Origin of the sequence: Massilia consociata (assembly GCF_042432755.1) — a bacterium.
Lineage (GTDB): Bacteria > Pseudomonadota > Gammaproteobacteria > Burkholderiales > Burkholderiaceae_D > Telluria > Telluria consociata.
The window spans coordinates 100,655-116,857 of record NZ_JBHLWP010000019.1; the positions used below are offsets into that span (position 1 = coordinate 100,655).

The window sequence follows — 16,203 nt, forward strand, 5'->3', positions numbered from 1 at the left end:
ATCCCGGCCTTCGCCGGGATGACGTCGGTTTAGTTCGCAGTAACGCTACTGCTAATTGATACCTGTAACCTCAAGAGATACCTGTAACCTTAAAACCGTCGTTCCGGCGAAGGCCGGAACCCAATTCCGTAGCGTACCGCCAGCGCGTCCTTGCACCAGAACGCGCAAAATACATTACTGCTTGCGAGGGCAGCCCACCTTCACGCAATTGCCATAGATTGCCAGCGAATGCTCGGCAATCTTGTACCCGCGCTCGACCGCGATCTTGTGCTGGCGCGACTCGATCTCTTCATCGTAGAACTCTTCAACGTGGCCGCAGTCAAGGCAGACGAGGTGGTCGTGGTGCGAGCCGGCGTTGAGCTCGTAGATGGCCTTGCCGGTTTCAAAGTGGTTGCGGTTCAGCAGGCCGGCCTGCTCGAACTGGGTCAGGACGCGGTAGACGGTGGCCAGGCCCACGTCCATGTTGTCGGCCAAGAGGATCTTGTAGACATCTTCCGCCGTCAGGTGCCGTACGGCGCTGTTCTGGAAGATTTCCAGGATTTTCAGGCGCGGCAAGGTTGCCTTCAGGCCGCTGGCCTTCAGGTCGGTCGGGTTGTTGCTCATGTTTGTTGCTCGTATATTGGCGGAGTGCTTTATGATATAGCGTTTTGGAGCTCCCGCTCAAACGTTTTGAGGTTACCTATGCGCGTCAAACAAGCTGTAATTCGTCGATTTTCTGCCCGGGCAGCGCTCGCGGCCGGCCTCGCATGCACCTTGATGCTGTCCGGCTGCGCCTCCTGGCGCAACCAGACGCGCCCGGCGCCACCGGTCAACACGGACCCGGCCGCAACCGCCGCCGACGCCGAAAAAGCGGCAGCCGCCGCCAACGCCGGCGCACAGACCGTCCAGGCCACCAAGCTGCAGAAGTTCATGTGGATCTTCTCGCCCTACCGCCCCGACATCCAGCAGGGTAACTTCGTCTCGCAGGAGATGCTGGACCAGCTGAAGGTCGGCCAGACCCGCGAGCAGGTGCGCTTCATCCTGGGCACCCCGCTGCTGACCGACATGTTCCACGCCGACCGCTGGGACTACCCGTTCTACCTCGCGCGCGGCAACGGCGAGCTGACCACCAGCCGCGTCACCGTGTTCTTCAAGGGCGACCAGGTCGAGCGCTTCGAAGGCGGCAACCTGCCGACCGAGCGCGAATACATCGACCGCATCGCCGGCCCGGCCAAGGTGAGCACCAAGGCCAAGCAGGAAACCCGCCGGGTGGAACCGGCCAAGGTCGGCGGCGCGCCGGTGATCCAGCCATGAGCGGCGCAGCCATGACCGCCCCACTGAAAATCGCCGTTGCCGGCGCCAGCGGCCGCATGGGCCGCATGCTGGTCGACGCCATCCAGGCCGCGCCCGACGCCGTGCTGGCGGGCGCGCTCGACGTCGCCGGGTCGCCGTCCATCGGCATGGATGCCGGCGCCTTTGCCGGCCAGCTGACCGGCGTGATCATCCAGTCCGACCTGGCCGCCGCGCTGAAGGATGCCGATGTGCTGATCGACTTCACCCGTCCCGAAGGCACGCTGCAGCACCTGGAATACTGCGCCGCCAATGGCGTGCAGCTGGTGATCGGCACCACCGGCTTCGATGATGCCGGCAAGGCCGCCATCCGTGCCGGCAGCGAAAAGGTCGGCGTGGTATTCGCGCCGAACATGAGCGTGGGCGTGAACGTCACCCTCAAGCTGCTGGAAATGGCGGCCAAGAGCTTCAGCGAAGGCTACGACATCGAGATCGTCGAAGCGCACCACCGCCACAAGGTCGACGCGCCGAGCGGCACCGCGCTCAAGATGGGCGAAGTGATCGCCGACGCCCTGGGGCGCGACCTGAAGCAATGTGCCGTCTACGGGCGCGAAGGCGTGACCGGCGAGCGCGACCCGTCGACCATCGGTTTTGCCACCGTGCGCGGCGGCGACGTGGTGGGCGACCATACCGTCATGTTCCTGGGCACCGGCGAACGCATCGAGATCAGCCACAAGTCGAGCAGCCGCGTGACCTACGCCCACGGCGCCCTGCGCGCGGCGCGCTTCTTGTCCGGCAAGCCCAGCGGCCTGTTCGACATGCACGACGTGCTGGGTCTGAAGGCTTGATCATGGCAGTCGCGGAACTGAACGGCGCCGCCATCGTCGACGAGGCTTCCTTCCACCTTGAATCCCGGCGCGCGTTCGGCTTCCCGGAGTCGTATGCCGATTCCATCGACGCCTGGGTTGATTGCATGAGCTACCTGCGCGACGAGGAAAACATGACCAAGTTCCGGCTCAAGCCGAACGAGGTGCTGGAGATCGTCATTACCGACGCCGACAAGCTGCGCGCGGCCGTGCCCGACCTGCTGGAAGAGATCACCTTCTGCGTCGGCGGCATCAACGAGCGCTATGAAGATTATGGCGAGAAGCCGGCGCTGGAGCTGGTGCTGCGCTGAACCTCGGCCCGCAGCTTCGAAACCGTCATTCCGGCGAAGGCCGGAATCCAATTTTGTTTGCGTTACCGCGGCCCAGTCCAGGTCAACGCGATGCGACGAACTTGGATTCCCGCCTGCGCGGGAAGTCCTTTTTGGCAGTGCCAAAGAGGACGGTTTTTAGTTTTGTGGTTCTCGATGCAACAGCGTTGAAACTGGTTCTTGCTTGAATCTGCCTTTCGCCGCACTGCAAAACGAACCAGTATAATGTCCGGTTCCACCCCTCATTACGTCTGCAGAAACCATGCAAGAAAAATATAGTCCAGCCGAAGTAGAACAGGCCGCCCAAGCCTACTGGAAGTCGATCGAGGCCTATAAAGCCGTCGAGAACGACCCGCGTTTCCCGAAAGGCAAGTACTACGCCTGCTCGATGCTGCCTTACCCGTCGGGCAAGCTGCACATGGGTCACGTGCGCAACTATACGATCAATGACGTGATGTACCGCTACCTGCGGATGAACGGCTACAACGTCCTGATGCCGATGGGTTGGGATGCCTTCGGCATGCCGGCCGAGAACGCGGCAATGGCGAATAACGTACCGCCGGCCGAGTGGACCTATTCGAACATCGCGCACATGCGCGGGCAGATGGAATCGATGGGCCTGGCCATCGACTGGTCGCGCGAGATGACCGCCTGCAAGCCGGAATACTACAAGTGGAACCAGTGGATGTTCCTCAAGATGCTGGAAAAAGGGATCATCTACCAGAAGACCGGCACCGTGAACTGGGACCCGGTGGACCAGACCGTGCTGGCGAACGAACAGGTGGTGGACGGCCGCGGCTGGCGCTCGGGCGCGCTGATCGAGAAGCGCGAGATCCCGATGTACTACGTGCGCATCACCGAATACGCGGACGAACTGCTGGAACACGTCGAGAACAAGCTGCCGGGCTGGCCGGAGCGCGTGCGCACCATGCAGGCCAACTGGATCGGCAAGTCGACCGGCGTGCGCTTCGCCTTCCCGCACGAGGTCAAGGACGAGTCGGGTGAACTCATCAACGAGGGCAAGCTGTACGTCTTCACCACCCGCGCCGACACCATCATGGGCGTGACCTTCTGCGCCGTGGCGGCGGAACACCCGCTGGCCCAGCACGCGGCACAGAACAACCCGGAACTGCAGGCCTTCATCGCCGAGTGCAAGCTGGGTTCCGTCATCGAAGCCGACATGGCGACGATGGAAAAGAAGGGCATGCCGACGGGTCTCACCGTGACGCACCCGGTCACCAAGGAACAGGTCCCGGTCTGGGTCGGCAACTACGTCCTGATGACCTACGGCGACGGCGCCGTGATGGGCGTGCCGGGCCACGACGAGCGCGACTTCGCGTTCGCGAAAAAATACGACCTGCCGATCAAGCAGGTGGTCGCCGTCGAAGGCCAGGAATTCTCGTTGGACGCCTGGCAGGAGTGGTACGGCGACAAAGAACAGGGCAAGACCATCAATTCGGGCAAGTACGACGGCCTCGACTATATCGCGGCGGTCAATGCCGTGGCGGGCGACCTGGCCGCGCAAGGCCTGGGCGACAAGAAGGTCACCTTCCGCCTGCGCGACTGGGGCATCTCGCGCCAGCGCTACTGGGGCACCCCGATCCCGATGATCCACTGCGGCGACTGCGGCGCGGTGCCTGTGCCTGAACAAGACCTGCCGGTCGTGCTGCCGGAACACCTGGTCCCGGACGGCACCGGCAACCCGCTGAACAAGGACGACGCCTTCCTGAAGTGCGATTGCCCGAAGTGCGGCAAGCCGGCGCGCCGCGAGACCGACACGATGGATACCTTCATCGATTCGTCCTGGTACTACATGCGCTATACCTCGCCGGGTTCGAACGAGAAGATGGTCGACGAGCGCAACGACTACTGGATGCCGATGGACCAGTACATCGGCGGCATCGAGCACGCGGTCATGCACCTGCTGTACGCGCGCTTCTGGACCAAGGTGATGCGCGACTTCGGCCTGGTGAAGTTCGACGAGCCGTTCGTGAACCTGCTCACCCAGGGCATGGTGCTCAACGAGACCTATTATCGTGAAGACGCCTCCGGCAAGAAGATCTGGTTCAACCCGGCCGACGTCGAGCTGACCTTCGACGACAAGGGCCGCCCGCAGAGCGCCGTCCTGAAGTCGGACGGCCAGCCGGTCCAGATCGGCGGCACCGAGAAAATGTCGAAGTCGAAGAACAACGGCATCGACCCGCAGGCCCAGATCGAGCAGTACGGCGCCGACACCGCGCGCCTGTTCACGATGTTCGCCTCGCCGCCCGAGCAGACCCTGGAGTGGTCGAACAGCGGCGTGGAAGGCGCGAGCCGCTTCCTGCGCCGCGTCTGGGCCTACGGCTACGCGCAGCGCGAGCGGATTGCATCGGCACTCAAGGGCCAGCAGCAGGGTCTGCTTTCCGACGCACAGAAGACGCTGCGCCGCGAAGTGCACAAGGTGCTGCAGCAGGCCGACTACGACCTGAAGCGCATCCAGTACAACACGGTCGTCTCGGCTTGCATGAAGATGCTCAATACGCTGGAGTCGAGCAAGCTGGCGGAAGGCGTAGCATCCGATGCCGTGATCGCCGAGGGCTTCTCGATCTTCCTGCGCCTGCTGAACCCGGTGGCGCCGCACATCACCCACGCGCTGTGGCAGGATCTGGGCTATGCCGCCGTCTACGGCGACATCCTCAACGTGCAGTGGCCTGAAGTCGACCCGGCCGCGCTGGAACAGTCCGAGATCGAACTGATGATCCAGGTGAACGGCAAGCTGCGCGGCTCGGTCAAGGTGCCGAAAGATGCCGACAAGGCCGCCATCGAGGCCGCCGCGTTGGCATCGGAAGCGGCGCAGAAGTTCATCGAGGGTACGCCGAAGAAGGTCATCGTCGTGCCGGGCAAACTCATCAACATCGTGGTGTAAGCGATGAACACCATCGTGGTGCGCCTGCTTTCGACCGTGCTGGTGGCTGCAACCCTCGCCGGTTGCGGCTTCCAGCTGCGCGGCTCGACCGGCCAGTACAACATGCCCTTCCAGAGCATCTACCTGGCCTTCCCGGAGACCTCGCCGCTGGGCACGGAGCTCAAGCGCAACCTGCGGGCGGGCGACTCCGTGCGCATCGAGAACGACGCCTCGAAGGCGCAGGCGCTGTTCGACGTGCTGGGCGAATCGCGCGGCAAGTCGATCCTGTCGCTCAACAGCCTGGGCCGGGTGCGCGAATACTCGCTGAGCTACACGCTGGTGTTCCGCGTGCGCGACGCCAACAACCGCGAACTGCTGGGCCCGACCGAAATCACCCTGCGCCGCAACATCGCCTTCGACGAATCGCAGGTGCTGGCCAAGGAATCGGAAGAGCAGATGCTGTACCGCGACATGCAGGCCGACCTGGTGCAGCAGATCATGCGCCGCCTGGCTGCCATCAAGCCCCTGTGAGCGGGCTGGAACGAAACCATGCAACTGCGGCCTGAGGCCCTCGAGGGCCACCTGGCCAAGGGCCTGGCGCCCTTGTACGTGATCACCAGCGACGAGCACCTGCTCGCGCTGGAAGCGGCCGACCGCATCCGCCGCACCGCGCGCGCCCAGGGCTACACCGAGCGCGACGTGCTCACGGTCGAGCGCAATTTCAAGTGGGGCGAACTGCTGGCGGCGAACCAGGCCATGTCCCTGTTCGGCGACAAGAAGCTGATCGAGCTGCGCATCCCGTCCGGCAAGCCGGGCAAGGACGGCAGCGCCGCGCTGCAGGCTTACGCGAAGGACCTCGGTCCCGACAATCTCACCCTGATCACCCTGCCCAAGCTGGACTGGCAGACGGCCAAGGCATCGTGGGTGACGGCGCTGCAGCAGGCTGCCGTCTACATCGAGATCCCGAACGTGGAACGCGCCCAGCTGCCGGGCTGGATCGGCATGCGCCTGGGCAGCCAGGGCCAGAGCGCCGAGCGCCAGAGCCTGGATTTCATCGCCGACCGTGTCGAGGGCAACCTGCTGGCCGCGCACCAGGAAATCCAGAAGCTCGGCCTGCTGTACGAGCCGGGCAAGCTGAGTTTCGAGCAGGTGCACGACGCCGTGCTGAACGTGGCGCGCTACGACGTCTTCAAGCTGTCCGAAGCCATGCTGCATGGCGACGCGGCGCGCCTGGCGCGCATGCTCGACGGCCTGAAAGGGGAGGGCGAGGCGCTGCCGCTGGTGTTGTGGGCTGTCAGTGAAGAAATCCGCACGCTGCTAAAATTGAAATCCGGGATGGCGCAGGGACGCCCGCTGGGCGCGCTGCTCAAGGAATACCGCATCTGGGGGCCGCGCGAGCGCATGATGGAGCCGGCGCTGCGCCGCGTCTCGGTGGCCACGCTGGAGGCGGCCCTGCAGGAAGCGGCGCAGGTGGACCGCATGGTCAAGGGCCTGCGCGCGAAGGCGTTTGCCGGGGATGCGTGGGGTGCCATGTTGCAGCTGGCGCTGCGCGTAGCGCGGTAGGGTGCTCGGCTCCGCCGAGCGCGCGTCCACCGGCAGTTGAGTTATTCAAGTTTTGTTTGAACGCGCGGTCGGCATGGCCGACCACCCTACAGGAACGACGATGGACATCACCGAACACATGCACTCGATGGGCCGCAAGGCCCGAGCCGCTTCGCGCGCGATGGCGCGCGCCGACGGCGCCACGCGCAACCGCGCACTGCTCCTGATCGCCGACGCCATCGAGCGCGACGCCGCCGTGCTGCGCGCTGCCAACCAACAGGACATGGACGCTGCCCGCGCCGCCGGCCTGGAACCGGCGCTGCTCGACCGCCTGACGCTGTCCGACAGCGCCATCCAGACCATGGTCGACGGCCTGCGCCAGATCGTCACCCTGCCCGACCCGGTCGGCGAAATCACCAACATGAAATCACGCCCGAGCGGCATCCAGGTCGGGCAGATGCGCGTGCCGCTGGGCGTCATCGGCATCATCTACGAGGCGCGCCCGAACGTGACGGTGGACGCGGCCGGCCTGTGCATCAAGAGCGGCAACGCGGCCATCCTGCGCGGCGGCTCGGAAGCCATCCACTGCAACCGGGCCCTCGCCAAACTGGTGGGCGAAGGCCTGCAGGGCGCCGGCCTGCCGCTGGACGCGGTCCAGGTGGTCGAGACGACCGACCGCGCCGCCGTCGGCGCATTGATCACCATGCCGCAGTACGTGGACGTGATCGTGCCGCGCGGCGGCAAGGGCCTGATCGCGCGCCTGATGAACGAAGCGACCGTCCCGATGATCAAGCACCTGGACGGCATCTGCCACGTCTACATCGACGACAAGGCCGACATCGCCAAGGCGCTGCCGGTTGCCTTCAACGCCAAGTGCCACCGCTACGGCACCTGCAACACCATGGAAACGCTGCTGGTGGCGCGCTCCATTGCGCCGACCGTGCTGCCGCAGCTGGCGGAGCTGTACAGGACGAAAGAGGTCGAGCTGCGCGCGGACGCCGAGGCGCATGCGATCCTGGCCGGTTATCCTTACCTCAAGCACGCGACCGAGCAGGACTGGAGTACCGAATACCTGGCGCCGATCCTGGCCATCCGCGTGGTGGAAGGGCTCGACGGCGCAATCGACCACATCAACACCTGGTCGTCGAAGCACACGGAATCGATCGTCACCGAAGACTACAGCGCCGCGCTGCGCTTCCTGCGCGAGGTCGATTCGGCGTCGGTGATGATCAACGCCTCGACGCGCTTCGCCGACGGCTTCGAATACGGGCTCGGTGCCGAGATCGGCATCTCGAACGACAAGCTGCATGCGCGCGGACCGGTCGGGCTGGAGGGGCTCACTTCGCTCAAGTACGTGGTGTTCGGGCACGGCGAAGTGCGCACATAAGGTACGCAACCCGGTACGCAACTAAATACGTAATAAACAAGAACAAGGAAACTGCATGTACCTCTGGATCAAGGCCTTCCATATCATCTTCATCGCCTCCTGGTTCGCCGGGCTGTTCTACCTGCCGCGCATCTTCGTGAACCTGGCGCAGGAAACCAACCCGGCAGCAACCGAGCGCCTGCTGGGCATGGCGCGCCGGCTGTACCGCTTTACCTCGATCCTGGCGGTGCCGGCGGTATTGCTGGGCATCTGGCTATGGATGGGCTACGGCATCCGCGGCGGCTGGCTGCACGCGAAGCTGGCGCTGGTGATCCTGACGATCGGCTACCATCATGCGTGCGGGTCGCTGCTGAAGAAGTTCGAAGCAGGGCAGAACAAGCGCAGCCATAAGTGGTTCAGGTACTTCAACGAAGTGCCGGTGCTGCTGCTGGTGGCGATTGTGGTCCTGGTGGTCGTCAAGCCGTTCTGACCGGCTCAGCAGACCGCCACATCGTTTCGACTACCTGCTTAAAAACCGTCATTCCCGCCTGCGCGGGGATGACGGCTCGACAGTTGGCGGTACTGATATCGCTGACCTGGTTTTACGTTTTCCAACGGACAAAGGGTACCCCTCATGGCCTCATACTTTTGCCCATGCCCGCGCGGCATGGAAGCGGCGCTTGCCGAAGAACTCGGCGAAATCGCCCAGCTCAGCACCACGATGAAGGTGCACAACCAGGTGCCGGGCGGCGTGCACTGCTCCGGCTCGCTGGTCGACTCCTACCGCATCAACCTGCATTCGCGCATCGCCTCGCGCGTCCTGATGCGCATGGGCCAGCGCAGCTACAACAACGAGAACGACATCTACGACCTGGTGCTCGAGCAGCCGTGGGAAGACTGGTTCGGCGTGCACCACACCATCCGCGTCGACGTCACCGCGGTGAAGTCGCCGCTGAAAAGCCTCGAATTCACGACCTTGAAGATCAAGGACGCCGTCTGCGACCGCTTCCGCGACCAGTTCAACAAGCGCCCCTCGGTCAACACCCGCGAGCCGGACATGCGCATCGTCGGCTTCCTCGACCAGCGCAACTTCATCATCTACCTCGACACCTCGGGCGAAGCGCTGTTCAAGCGCGGCTGGCGCGAAGAGACGGGCGACGCGCCGCTGCGCGAGAACCTCGCCGCCGGCATGCTGCGCGTGGCCGGCTGGAAGCCGGGCATCCCCCTGTTCGACCCGATGTGCGGCTCCGGCACCATCCTGATCGAAGCGGCCCAGATGGCGCAGGGCATCCCGCCGGGCGCGCGCCGCCGCTTCGCCTTCGAAAAATTCGCCGATTTCGACCGCGACGCCTGGGCAGCACTCAAGGCCGGGATCAAGCCGAACCCGCTGCCGGGCGAGCCGACCATCTTCGGTTCCGACATCTCGGGCGACATGGTCGCGATGGCGCGCCACAATCTCAAGGTGGCCGGCATCCTGTTCGATGTGCCCCTGAAACAGATCGAGGCCCAGCACGTCTCGCCGCCGACCCAGCAACCGGGCATCCTGTTGACCAACCCGCCGTATGGCGAGCGGATCGGCGTGCGCGGCGACTCCACGGTGCCGCAGGACGAGATGGCGGTGTCGTTCTACTCGGCCCTCGGCACCACGCTCAAGCAGCGCTTCGCAGGCTGGACGGTCTTCCTGTTCACGGCCGACCTGGGCCTGCCCAAGCTGTTGCGCCTGAAGGAGGCGCGCAAGACTCCGTTCTTCAACGGCGCGCTCGAATGCCGCCTGTTCCGCTTCGACATGGTGGCTGGCTTCAACCGCCGTGAAGAAGCCAAGCCGAAGCAGGAACAGAAGCAGGAACAAAAACCGGAACAAAAACCGGAATAACAAGGACACCGATGCTGCCGCCGACCGAACCCGACGACTTGCCCAAGGATCCGGTCACCCCGGTCCCGCTGCCGGAACCGCACAAGATCGCGATGCTGACCGCCGGCGGCCTGGCCACGCTGCTGGCCGCGCTGTCGATGCTCGGACCGTTCTCGATCGACGCGTATCTACCGGCCTTCCCGCAGATCCGCGCCGAACTGAACGCCTCGGCCATCGAGGTGCAGCAGACCCTGACGGCCTACATGCTCGCCTTCGCCGGCATGGTGCTGTGGCACGGCGCGCTGTCCGATGCCTTCGGCCGGCGCAACGTGATCCTGGTCGCGCTGGTCGTGTTCGCGATCGGCACCTTCGGCTGCGCGGCGGCGTCGTCGGTGCATTACCTGTGGGTGTTCCGCATCATGCAGGGGGTGTCGGCGGGGGCCGGCGTGGTGGTCGGCCGCGCCATCATCCGCGACCTGTATTCGGATGCCGCGGCGGCGCGCCTGCTGTCGATGGTGACGATGATCTTCTCGATCGCCCCGGCCATCGCGCCGGTGCTGGGCGGCTGGATCGTCGTCTTCTTCGACTGGCGCGCGATCTTCCTGGCGCTATGCGTGTACACCGTGGGCCTGGGCTGGTTCTGCTGGAAGCACCTGCCCGAGACGGTGCCGAAGGAAAAGCGCCAGCCCTTCAACCCGCGCTTCCTGGCCGAGAGCTACGGCGCCATCTTCGGCTCCTTCCTGTTCCACATGAAGGCGGGCGTGGTGGCGATGAACTTCGCCGGACTGTTCCTGTACATCTCGGCCGCGCCGGTGATGCTGCCCGAGCACCTTGGCCTGGGGCCGTCGCAGTTCGCCTGGCTGTTCGTGCCGACCGTGAGCGGGATCTTCCTGGGCGCGCTGGCGGCCAACCGCATGGCGGGCAAGATGAGCTTCGCGCGCCAGATCCGTGTCGGCTTCTTCTTCATGCTGGGCGCGATCGCCTTCAACGTGGCCTACCACGCATTCCTGCCGCCCTCGCTGCCGTGGAGCGTGGCCCACATGTTCTTCTTCACCTTCGGCAGCTCGGTGATCGCCCCGGGCGCCACGCTGCTGGCGCTCGACCTGTTTCCGCACATCCGCGGCACCGTGGCCTCGTGCCAGTCGTTCGTGACCACCCTGATGGGCGCGATCGTGGCCGGCCTGATCACGCCGATGCTGTCGCACTCGGTGTTCGCGCTGGCGCTGGGGCAGGCCGGCTTCGCCCTGGTGGCGCTGGCGTTCTGGGTGACGGCGCGGCGCTACCGGCGGGTGCGGATCCGCAACGGCCACCCGATGCCCTGAGGAAGGCCAGGGCACGTCCCGATAAAACCCGCTCACCGCACTGAGCGGGTTTTTGCTTTTATGAAATAAAATTTCATAAATGTATGTATGGCGACAGATTATTTCATCCTGCCTGAAATTGTTCAGTGCAGCATTACTATTAGAGCGTCATCTCGGCAACACTTTTGATAGAAAGTATTGTTCCCGATCAGAAATGTCTATATGCTAAGATAAGTTTTTCGTGCCCAGAACAAACTTTGAAACATTGTTCTGTTTGGTAGATCAATGCGAAAGACCTTGTGGCAACCCGTCCTGGGCTGCCTCGGACAACCGACTTAGCGGCCGCTTTGAGATCATGCAACCATCGGATCAGGATATCCGCAATCGCCTATTGATTGCCCGTCTGCCGGCCATGCCGCAGATCCTCGTGCGTCTCATCGAACACCTGCAGGCCGACGATCTCGGCATGCCGGAACTGGCCGCCCTGATCTCGAAGGATGCCGGGATGACCGGCAAGCTGCTGGCCGTGGCCAACAGCTCGGCCTACCAGCGCCACCACCGCAACGTCAACCTCGAGCAGTCCCTGGTCGCCCTCGGCACCGACATGATCAAGACGCTGGTCATCAGCGACTCGGTGTTCCAGACCTTTAACAATTTCCCGCATTCCGGCAGCACCGACCTGCGCGCGTTCTGGAAGAATTCACTGGGCGGGGCCGTGATCGCGCGCGAGATCGCGCGCCTGGTCGAGTACCCGCACCTGGAAGAAGCCTACCTGGCCGGCCTGCTGCACAACGTCGGCCGCCTGGCGCTGCTGGCCACCGCGCCGAAGGAGTACGCGTACAACTTCACAGCGCGCGACGACGAAGACCTGTGCGCCGTCGAGCAGCGCACCTTGCAGATCACGCATGCGGAAGCCGGCGCCTGGCTGATCGAGCGCTGGCAGCTCGACTCCTTCCTGGCCGACGCGGTGCTGTACCACCACGAACCGAGCGAGCGCCTGGAATCGGCCCATCCATTGATCCGCATCGTGCGCCTGGCGCACGTGCTGTCCAGCCATCCGGACGACGAGGCGGCCGTACGCGAAGCGGCCGCCTTGTGCGGCATCGACGGCGAGCAGGCGGCGCAGCTGCTCATGGGCGCCGCGCGCCAGGTCGAGAAGGCCGCCGCCCACCTCGGCATCGACCTTGCCGGCGCCGACGACATCCCGGCGCCGCCGGCCTATGCCGCACCGAGCCTGGACCCGGTGCAGCAGCGCCTGTCGGAAGAAGTGCGCAACATGGTGCTGGTCTCGGAAGTGGGCCAGAGCTTTGCGCGCCAGCAGGGCGAAAGCGGCCTGCTCGAAGCGATGACGCGCTCGGCGCGCATCCTGTTCGACTTCGGCAATGCCGTGGTCCTGCTCGAGAACCCGACCGGCCACGCGCTGGTGGGCGCGCCGACCCAGGGCAGCCAGCGCATCGCCGAATTCGCCGTGCCGCTGGCCAAGGGCGGCGCCATCGCCAAGAGCGCGCTGGAACGCCGTCCGGCTTTTATCCGCAAGGATGCCGGGAACGACAGCGGCAGCTTCGGCCTGGCCGAAGAACAGCTGCTGCGCATGCTCGGCACCGACAGCCTGGTGTGCGTGCCGCTGGTCGCCGGCGCGCGCTGCCTCGGTGTGCTGATCGGTGGCGTCGCGGCCTGGCAGATCCCCTATTGCCAGCGGCGCGAGCGTTTCATGCAATCCTTCGGCGCGCAGGCTGCCACGGCGCTGGAAACCATGCTGTCCGAGCGCGGCCATGCGCGCCGCCAGCTCGCCCACGTCGCCGACGAGTACCGCGAGGCCTCGCGCCGCGTGGTGCACGAAGTGAACAACCCGCTGTCGATCATCAAGAACTACCTGAGCGTCCTCGACAGTAAGCTGGCGCGCCAGGAACCGGTGAGCACCGAGATGTCGATCCTGAACGAAGAGATCGACCGCGTCGGCCAGCTGGTCAGCAGCCTGGCGGACCTCAAGCCGAGTGACGCCGGCCCGCGCCCGACCGATGTCGCCAAGGTGGTGGACGAGGTGCAGCGCCTGTTCCGCAGCACCGGCTTCGTCCCCAGCACGGTCGACATCGCGGTCACGATGCACGACGAAGCGACGCGTATCGAGGGCGACGCCGACGTGCTCAAGCAGATCCTGGTGAACCTGGTGAAGAACGCCATCGAGGCGCTCGGCAATACCGGCGGCCGGGTCGAGATCGTCAACCGCGGCCATGTGAACCGCGAGCGCCAGCTGTACCTGGAACTGGTGGTCAGCGACAACGGCCCCGGCCTGTCGCGCGAAGTGCTGGCGCACCTGTTCTCGCCGGTGAAGAGCACCAAGGACGGGGCCCACCACGGCCTTGGCCTGTCGATCGTGCACAGCCTGGTGAAGAAGCTGGGCGGCCACATCGCCTGCCGCAGTGGCCGCTCCGGCACCGCATTCGAAATCCTCCTGCCGGCGTGGTCCGGCGCCGCCGGCACCGCCGTGGCGCTGCCGGCCCGCGCCCTCGGCCCGGCCCTGGGCGCCGCCGCGCTTGGTCCCGCGCTTGGTCCCGTATAAAGGTCATGATGAACGCGCACACCGCCATGTTTTCCGGCGAGCCGGCTCCGTTTTCCGCGACGCTGGAGACCGACAGCCAGCCGCGCCTGCTGCTGGTCGATGATGAGCCGCGCCTGCTCTCGTCGCTGTACGAACTGCTGAACGGCCGCGGCTACTCCCTGAGCACGGCAAGCTCCGGCAGCGAGGCGCTGGCCCACCTGTCGCGCCTGCGCTTCGACCTGGTCCTGCTCGATCTGCGCCTGCCCGACATCGGCGGCCACGAGATCATGGACTTCATCAACGAGAAAGGCATCGACGCCGACGTCATCGTGATGAGCGGCGAAGTGGGGATCGACGCGGCCATCGGCGCGCTCAAGCGCGGCGCCTACGACTACCTGCGCAAGCCCTACGCCAGGGAAGAGCTGCTGGCCACGGTGGCCAACGCGCTCAAGGGACGCCGCCTGGCACTGGAAAACCAGCGCATGGCCACCCAGCTGGAAAATTCCGAGAAGATGTACCGCTACCTGGTGGACTCGTCGCCGGACATCATCTATACGCTGAACCACGAAGGCCGCTTCACTTTTGTGAACGACCGCGCCTACCAGCTGCTCGGCTACCCCCGGGATGAATTGCTCGGCAAGCACTATTCCGTGTTGGTACATGAGGAGGACCTGGAGCGCGCGCGCTACGTGTTCAACGAACGCCGCGTCGACGAGCGCGCCTCGCGCAACGTCGAACTGCGCCTGAAATGCAGGAACGGCAACGGCAACGGCAACGACCGCACCTTCAACAACACCCTGATGACGATCTCGCTCAACGCGATCGGCATGCACGTGCCCGACCAGGAAGTCAAGAAGCTCGAGTTCTTCGGCACCTACGGCGTGGCGCGCGACATCACCGACCGCAAGCGCGCCGAAGAAGTCATCTCCTACCAGGCCTATCACGACATCCTGACGGACCTGCCGAACCGCATCCTGTTCAAGGACCGCCTGGGGCTGGCCGTGATCCAGGCCAAGCGCAAGCAGACCGAACTGGCAGTGATGTTCATCGACCTGGACCGCTTCAAGCTGGTCAACGACACCCTCGGCCACGTGAAAGGCGACGAGCTGCTGCAGCAGGCCGCCACCCGCCTGAAGGGCTGCCTGCGCAAGGGCGACACGCTGGCGCGCCAGGGCGGCGACGAATTCACCATCGTGCTGCCGGAGCTGCGCGACCGCGACGACGCCCGCATGGTCGCCGACAAATTCCTCGAGACGCTGCAGGCACCCTTCGACCTGGACGGCCACGAAGTGCACATCTCGGCCTCGATCGGCATTGCCATCTACCCGACCGACGGCGAATCGATCGACGAGCTGCTGCGCCACGCCGACATCGCCATGTACCAGGTCAAGGCCCAGGGCAAGAACGGCCACAGCTTCTACCACACGTCGATGCTCGACATCTCGCACCAGAAGATCGCGCTGGAGCAGGCGCTGCGGCGCGCGCTCGAGCAGAACGAGCTGGAGATGTACTACCAGCCGCAGATCGACGCGCTCACCGGCCGCATCGTCGGCGCCGAGGCCCTGATGCGCTGGAACCACCCGACCCGCGGCCTGCTGTCGGCCGGCGAGTTCCTGCCCTTCGCCGAAGAAAACGGCCTGATGCTGCCGATCTCGGACTGGATGATCGGCGCGCTGTGCCGCGACATGCTGCAGTGGAACGCGTGCGGCAACGACCATGTGCGCCTGTCGCTGAACCTGTCGCCGCAGTACCTCGACCGCGGCGACTTTTTCGAGAAGATGCGCGGCGCCCTGGTGCGCTACGGGATCGCCCCGGGCCAGATCGAGGTCGAGATCACCGAGAACATCTGCATCCGCAATCCGCAGTACGCGATCGAACAGCTGAACAAGCTGTGCCAGCTGGGCGTGTCGGTGGCGATCGACGACTTCGGCACCGGCTACTCGTCGCTGTCCTACCTGCACCGCTTCCCGATCCACACCGTCAAGATCGACCAGTCCTTCGTGAAGGAGATCCACGAGGAGGGCGGGCACTATCCGGTGATCCTGGCGATCATCTCGATCGCGCGCGGCCTGGGGCTGAACCTGATCGCGGAGGGCGTGGAGACCGAAGAGCAGGCGCGCTACCTGCGCGCGAACGGCTGCATGACCATGCAGGGCTACCTGTATTACCGCCCGATCCCGCTGGGCGAATTCATCAAGTCGCTGCGTACCCAACCGACGCTGCTCGGCCTGCGCAAAGTCCAGGCCTGAGCACCG

At 64.9% G+C, this 16,203-nt stretch carries 13 protein-coding genes; 12 read left to right on the forward strand and 1 reads right to left on the reverse strand.

Annotated elements, in window-relative coordinates:
- Positions 1-174: 174 nt before the first annotated feature.
- The gene (fur, locus tag ACFFJK_RS19940) at positions 175-603 is read right to left on the reverse strand and encodes a ferric iron uptake transcriptional regulator (RefSeq protein ID WP_258827092.1); all 429 of its coding nucleotides are present in this window, start codon (positions 601-603) and stop codon (positions 175-177) included.
- Positions 604-756: 153 nt separating this feature from the next.
- On the opposite strand from fur, the gene ACFFJK_RS19945 reads away from it, so the two are divergent.
- From ACFFJK_RS19945 to ACFFJK_RS20000, 12 genes are all read left to right on the forward strand, one after another.
- Positions 757-1,293: an outer membrane protein assembly factor BamE gene (locus ACFFJK_RS19945; RefSeq protein WP_379681465.1), complete on the forward strand. Its 537-nt coding sequence runs from the start codon at positions 757-759 to the stop codon at positions 1,291-1,293.
- An 11-nt stretch (positions 1,294-1,304) separates the two neighbouring features.
- A complete protein-coding gene (dapB, locus tag ACFFJK_RS19950; protein WP_379681466.1) occupies positions 1,305-2,117 on the forward strand; it encodes a 4-hydroxy-tetrahydrodipicolinate reductase in 813 nt (270 codons plus the stop codon).
- Positions 2,118-2,119: 2 nt separating this feature from the next.
- Entirely contained in the window at positions 2,120-2,446 is a 327-nt protein-coding gene (locus ACFFJK_RS19955; protein ID WP_379681431.1) for a barstar family protein, read from the forward strand.
- Between the two features lie 280 nt (positions 2,447-2,726).
- On the forward strand, positions 2,727-5,369 hold the full coding sequence (gene leuS / locus ACFFJK_RS19960; RefSeq protein WP_379681432.1) for a leucine--tRNA ligase: 2,643 nt from the start codon (positions 2,727-2,729) through the stop codon (positions 5,367-5,369).
- A 3-nt stretch (positions 5,370-5,372) separates the two neighbouring features.
- A complete protein-coding gene (locus ACFFJK_RS19965) occupies positions 5,373-5,879 on the forward strand; it encodes an LPS-assembly lipoprotein LptE (protein WP_379681433.1) in 507 nt (168 codons plus the stop codon).
- Positions 5,880-5,897: 18 nt separating this feature from the next.
- Positions 5,898-6,911: a DNA polymerase III subunit delta gene (holA, locus tag ACFFJK_RS19970; RefSeq protein WP_379681434.1), complete on the forward strand. Its 1,014-nt coding sequence runs from the start codon at positions 5,898-5,900 to the stop codon at positions 6,909-6,911.
- Positions 6,912-7,011: 100 nt separating this feature from the next.
- Complete coding sequence (locus ACFFJK_RS19975) at positions 7,012-8,277, forward strand: glutamate-5-semialdehyde dehydrogenase (protein WP_379681435.1); 1,266 nt, start codon at positions 7,012-7,014, stop codon at positions 8,275-8,277.
- 55 nt (positions 8,278-8,332) lie between these two features.
- Complete coding sequence (locus ACFFJK_RS19980; RefSeq protein WP_379681436.1) at positions 8,333-8,746, forward strand: CopD family protein; 414 nt, start codon at positions 8,333-8,335, stop codon at positions 8,744-8,746.
- A gap of 144 nt (positions 8,747-8,890) precedes the next feature.
- Positions 8,891-10,129 carry a THUMP domain-containing class I SAM-dependent RNA methyltransferase gene (locus ACFFJK_RS19985; RefSeq protein WP_379681437.1) on the forward strand — a complete coding sequence of 413 codons (1,239 nt, stop codon included), beginning with the start codon at positions 8,891-8,893 and terminating at the stop codon, positions 10,127-10,129.
- 11 nt (positions 10,130-10,140) lie between these two features.
- A complete protein-coding gene (locus tag ACFFJK_RS19990; protein WP_379681438.1) occupies positions 10,141-11,430 on the forward strand; it encodes a multidrug effflux MFS transporter in 1,290 nt (429 codons plus the stop codon).
- 391 nt (positions 11,431-11,821) lie between these two features.
- The gene (locus tag ACFFJK_RS19995) at positions 11,822-13,969 is read left to right on the forward strand and encodes an HDOD domain-containing protein (RefSeq protein WP_379681439.1); all 2,148 of its coding nucleotides are present in this window, start codon (positions 11,822-11,824) and stop codon (positions 13,967-13,969) included.
- 8 nt (positions 13,970-13,977) lie between these two features.
- Positions 13,978-16,197, forward strand: a complete 2,220-nt coding sequence (locus tag ACFFJK_RS20000; protein WP_379681467.1) for an EAL domain-containing response regulator — start codon at positions 13,978-13,980, stop codon at positions 16,195-16,197.
- Positions 16,198-16,203 lie beyond the last annotated feature (6 nt).

Excerpts from the sequence above, each read along its gene's own strand:
- ACFFJK_RS19980 (WP_379681436.1), top strand. The coding sequence starts at position 8,333 with ATGTACCTCTGGATCAAGGCCTTCCATATCATCTTCATCGCCTCCTGG.
- fur (WP_258827092.1), bottom strand. The coding sequence starts at position 603 with ATGAGCAACAACCCGACCGACCTGAAGGCCAGCGGCCTGAAGGCAACC.
- ACFFJK_RS19995 (WP_379681439.1), top strand. The coding sequence starts at position 11,822 with ATGCCGCAGATCCTCGTGCGTCTCATCGAACACCTGCAGGCCGACGAT.
- holA (WP_379681434.1), top strand. The coding sequence starts at position 5,898 with ATGCAACTGCGGCCTGAGGCCCTCGAGGGCCACCTGGCCAAGGGCCTG.
- ACFFJK_RS20000 (WP_379681467.1), top strand. The coding sequence starts at position 13,978 with ATGAACGCGCACACCGCCATGTTTTCCGGCGAGCCGGCTCCGTTTTCC.
- ACFFJK_RS19990 (WP_379681438.1), top strand. The coding sequence starts at position 10,141 with ATGCTGCCGCCGACCGAACCCGACGACTTGCCCAAGGATCCGGTCACC.
- ACFFJK_RS19985 (WP_379681437.1), top strand. The coding sequence starts at position 8,891 with ATGGCCTCATACTTTTGCCCATGCCCGCGCGGCATGGAAGCGGCGCTT.
- ACFFJK_RS19965 (WP_379681433.1), top strand. The coding sequence starts at position 5,373 with ATGAACACCATCGTGGTGCGCCTGCTTTCGACCGTGCTGGTGGCTGCA.
- ACFFJK_RS19955 (WP_379681431.1), top strand. The coding sequence starts at position 2,120 with ATGGCAGTCGCGGAACTGAACGGCGCCGCCATCGTCGACGAGGCTTCC.
- ACFFJK_RS19945 (WP_379681465.1), top strand. The coding sequence starts at position 757 with ATGCTGTCCGGCTGCGCCTCCTGGCGCAACCAGACGCGCCCGGCGCCA.
- leuS (WP_379681432.1), top strand. The coding sequence starts at position 2,727 with ATGCAAGAAAAATATAGTCCAGCCGAAGTAGAACAGGCCGCCCAAGCC.
- ACFFJK_RS19975 (WP_379681435.1), top strand. The coding sequence starts at position 7,012 with ATGGACATCACCGAACACATGCACTCGATGGGCCGCAAGGCCCGAGCC.
- dapB (WP_379681466.1), top strand. The coding sequence starts at position 1,305 with ATGACCGCCCCACTGAAAATCGCCGTTGCCGGCGCCAGCGGCCGCATG.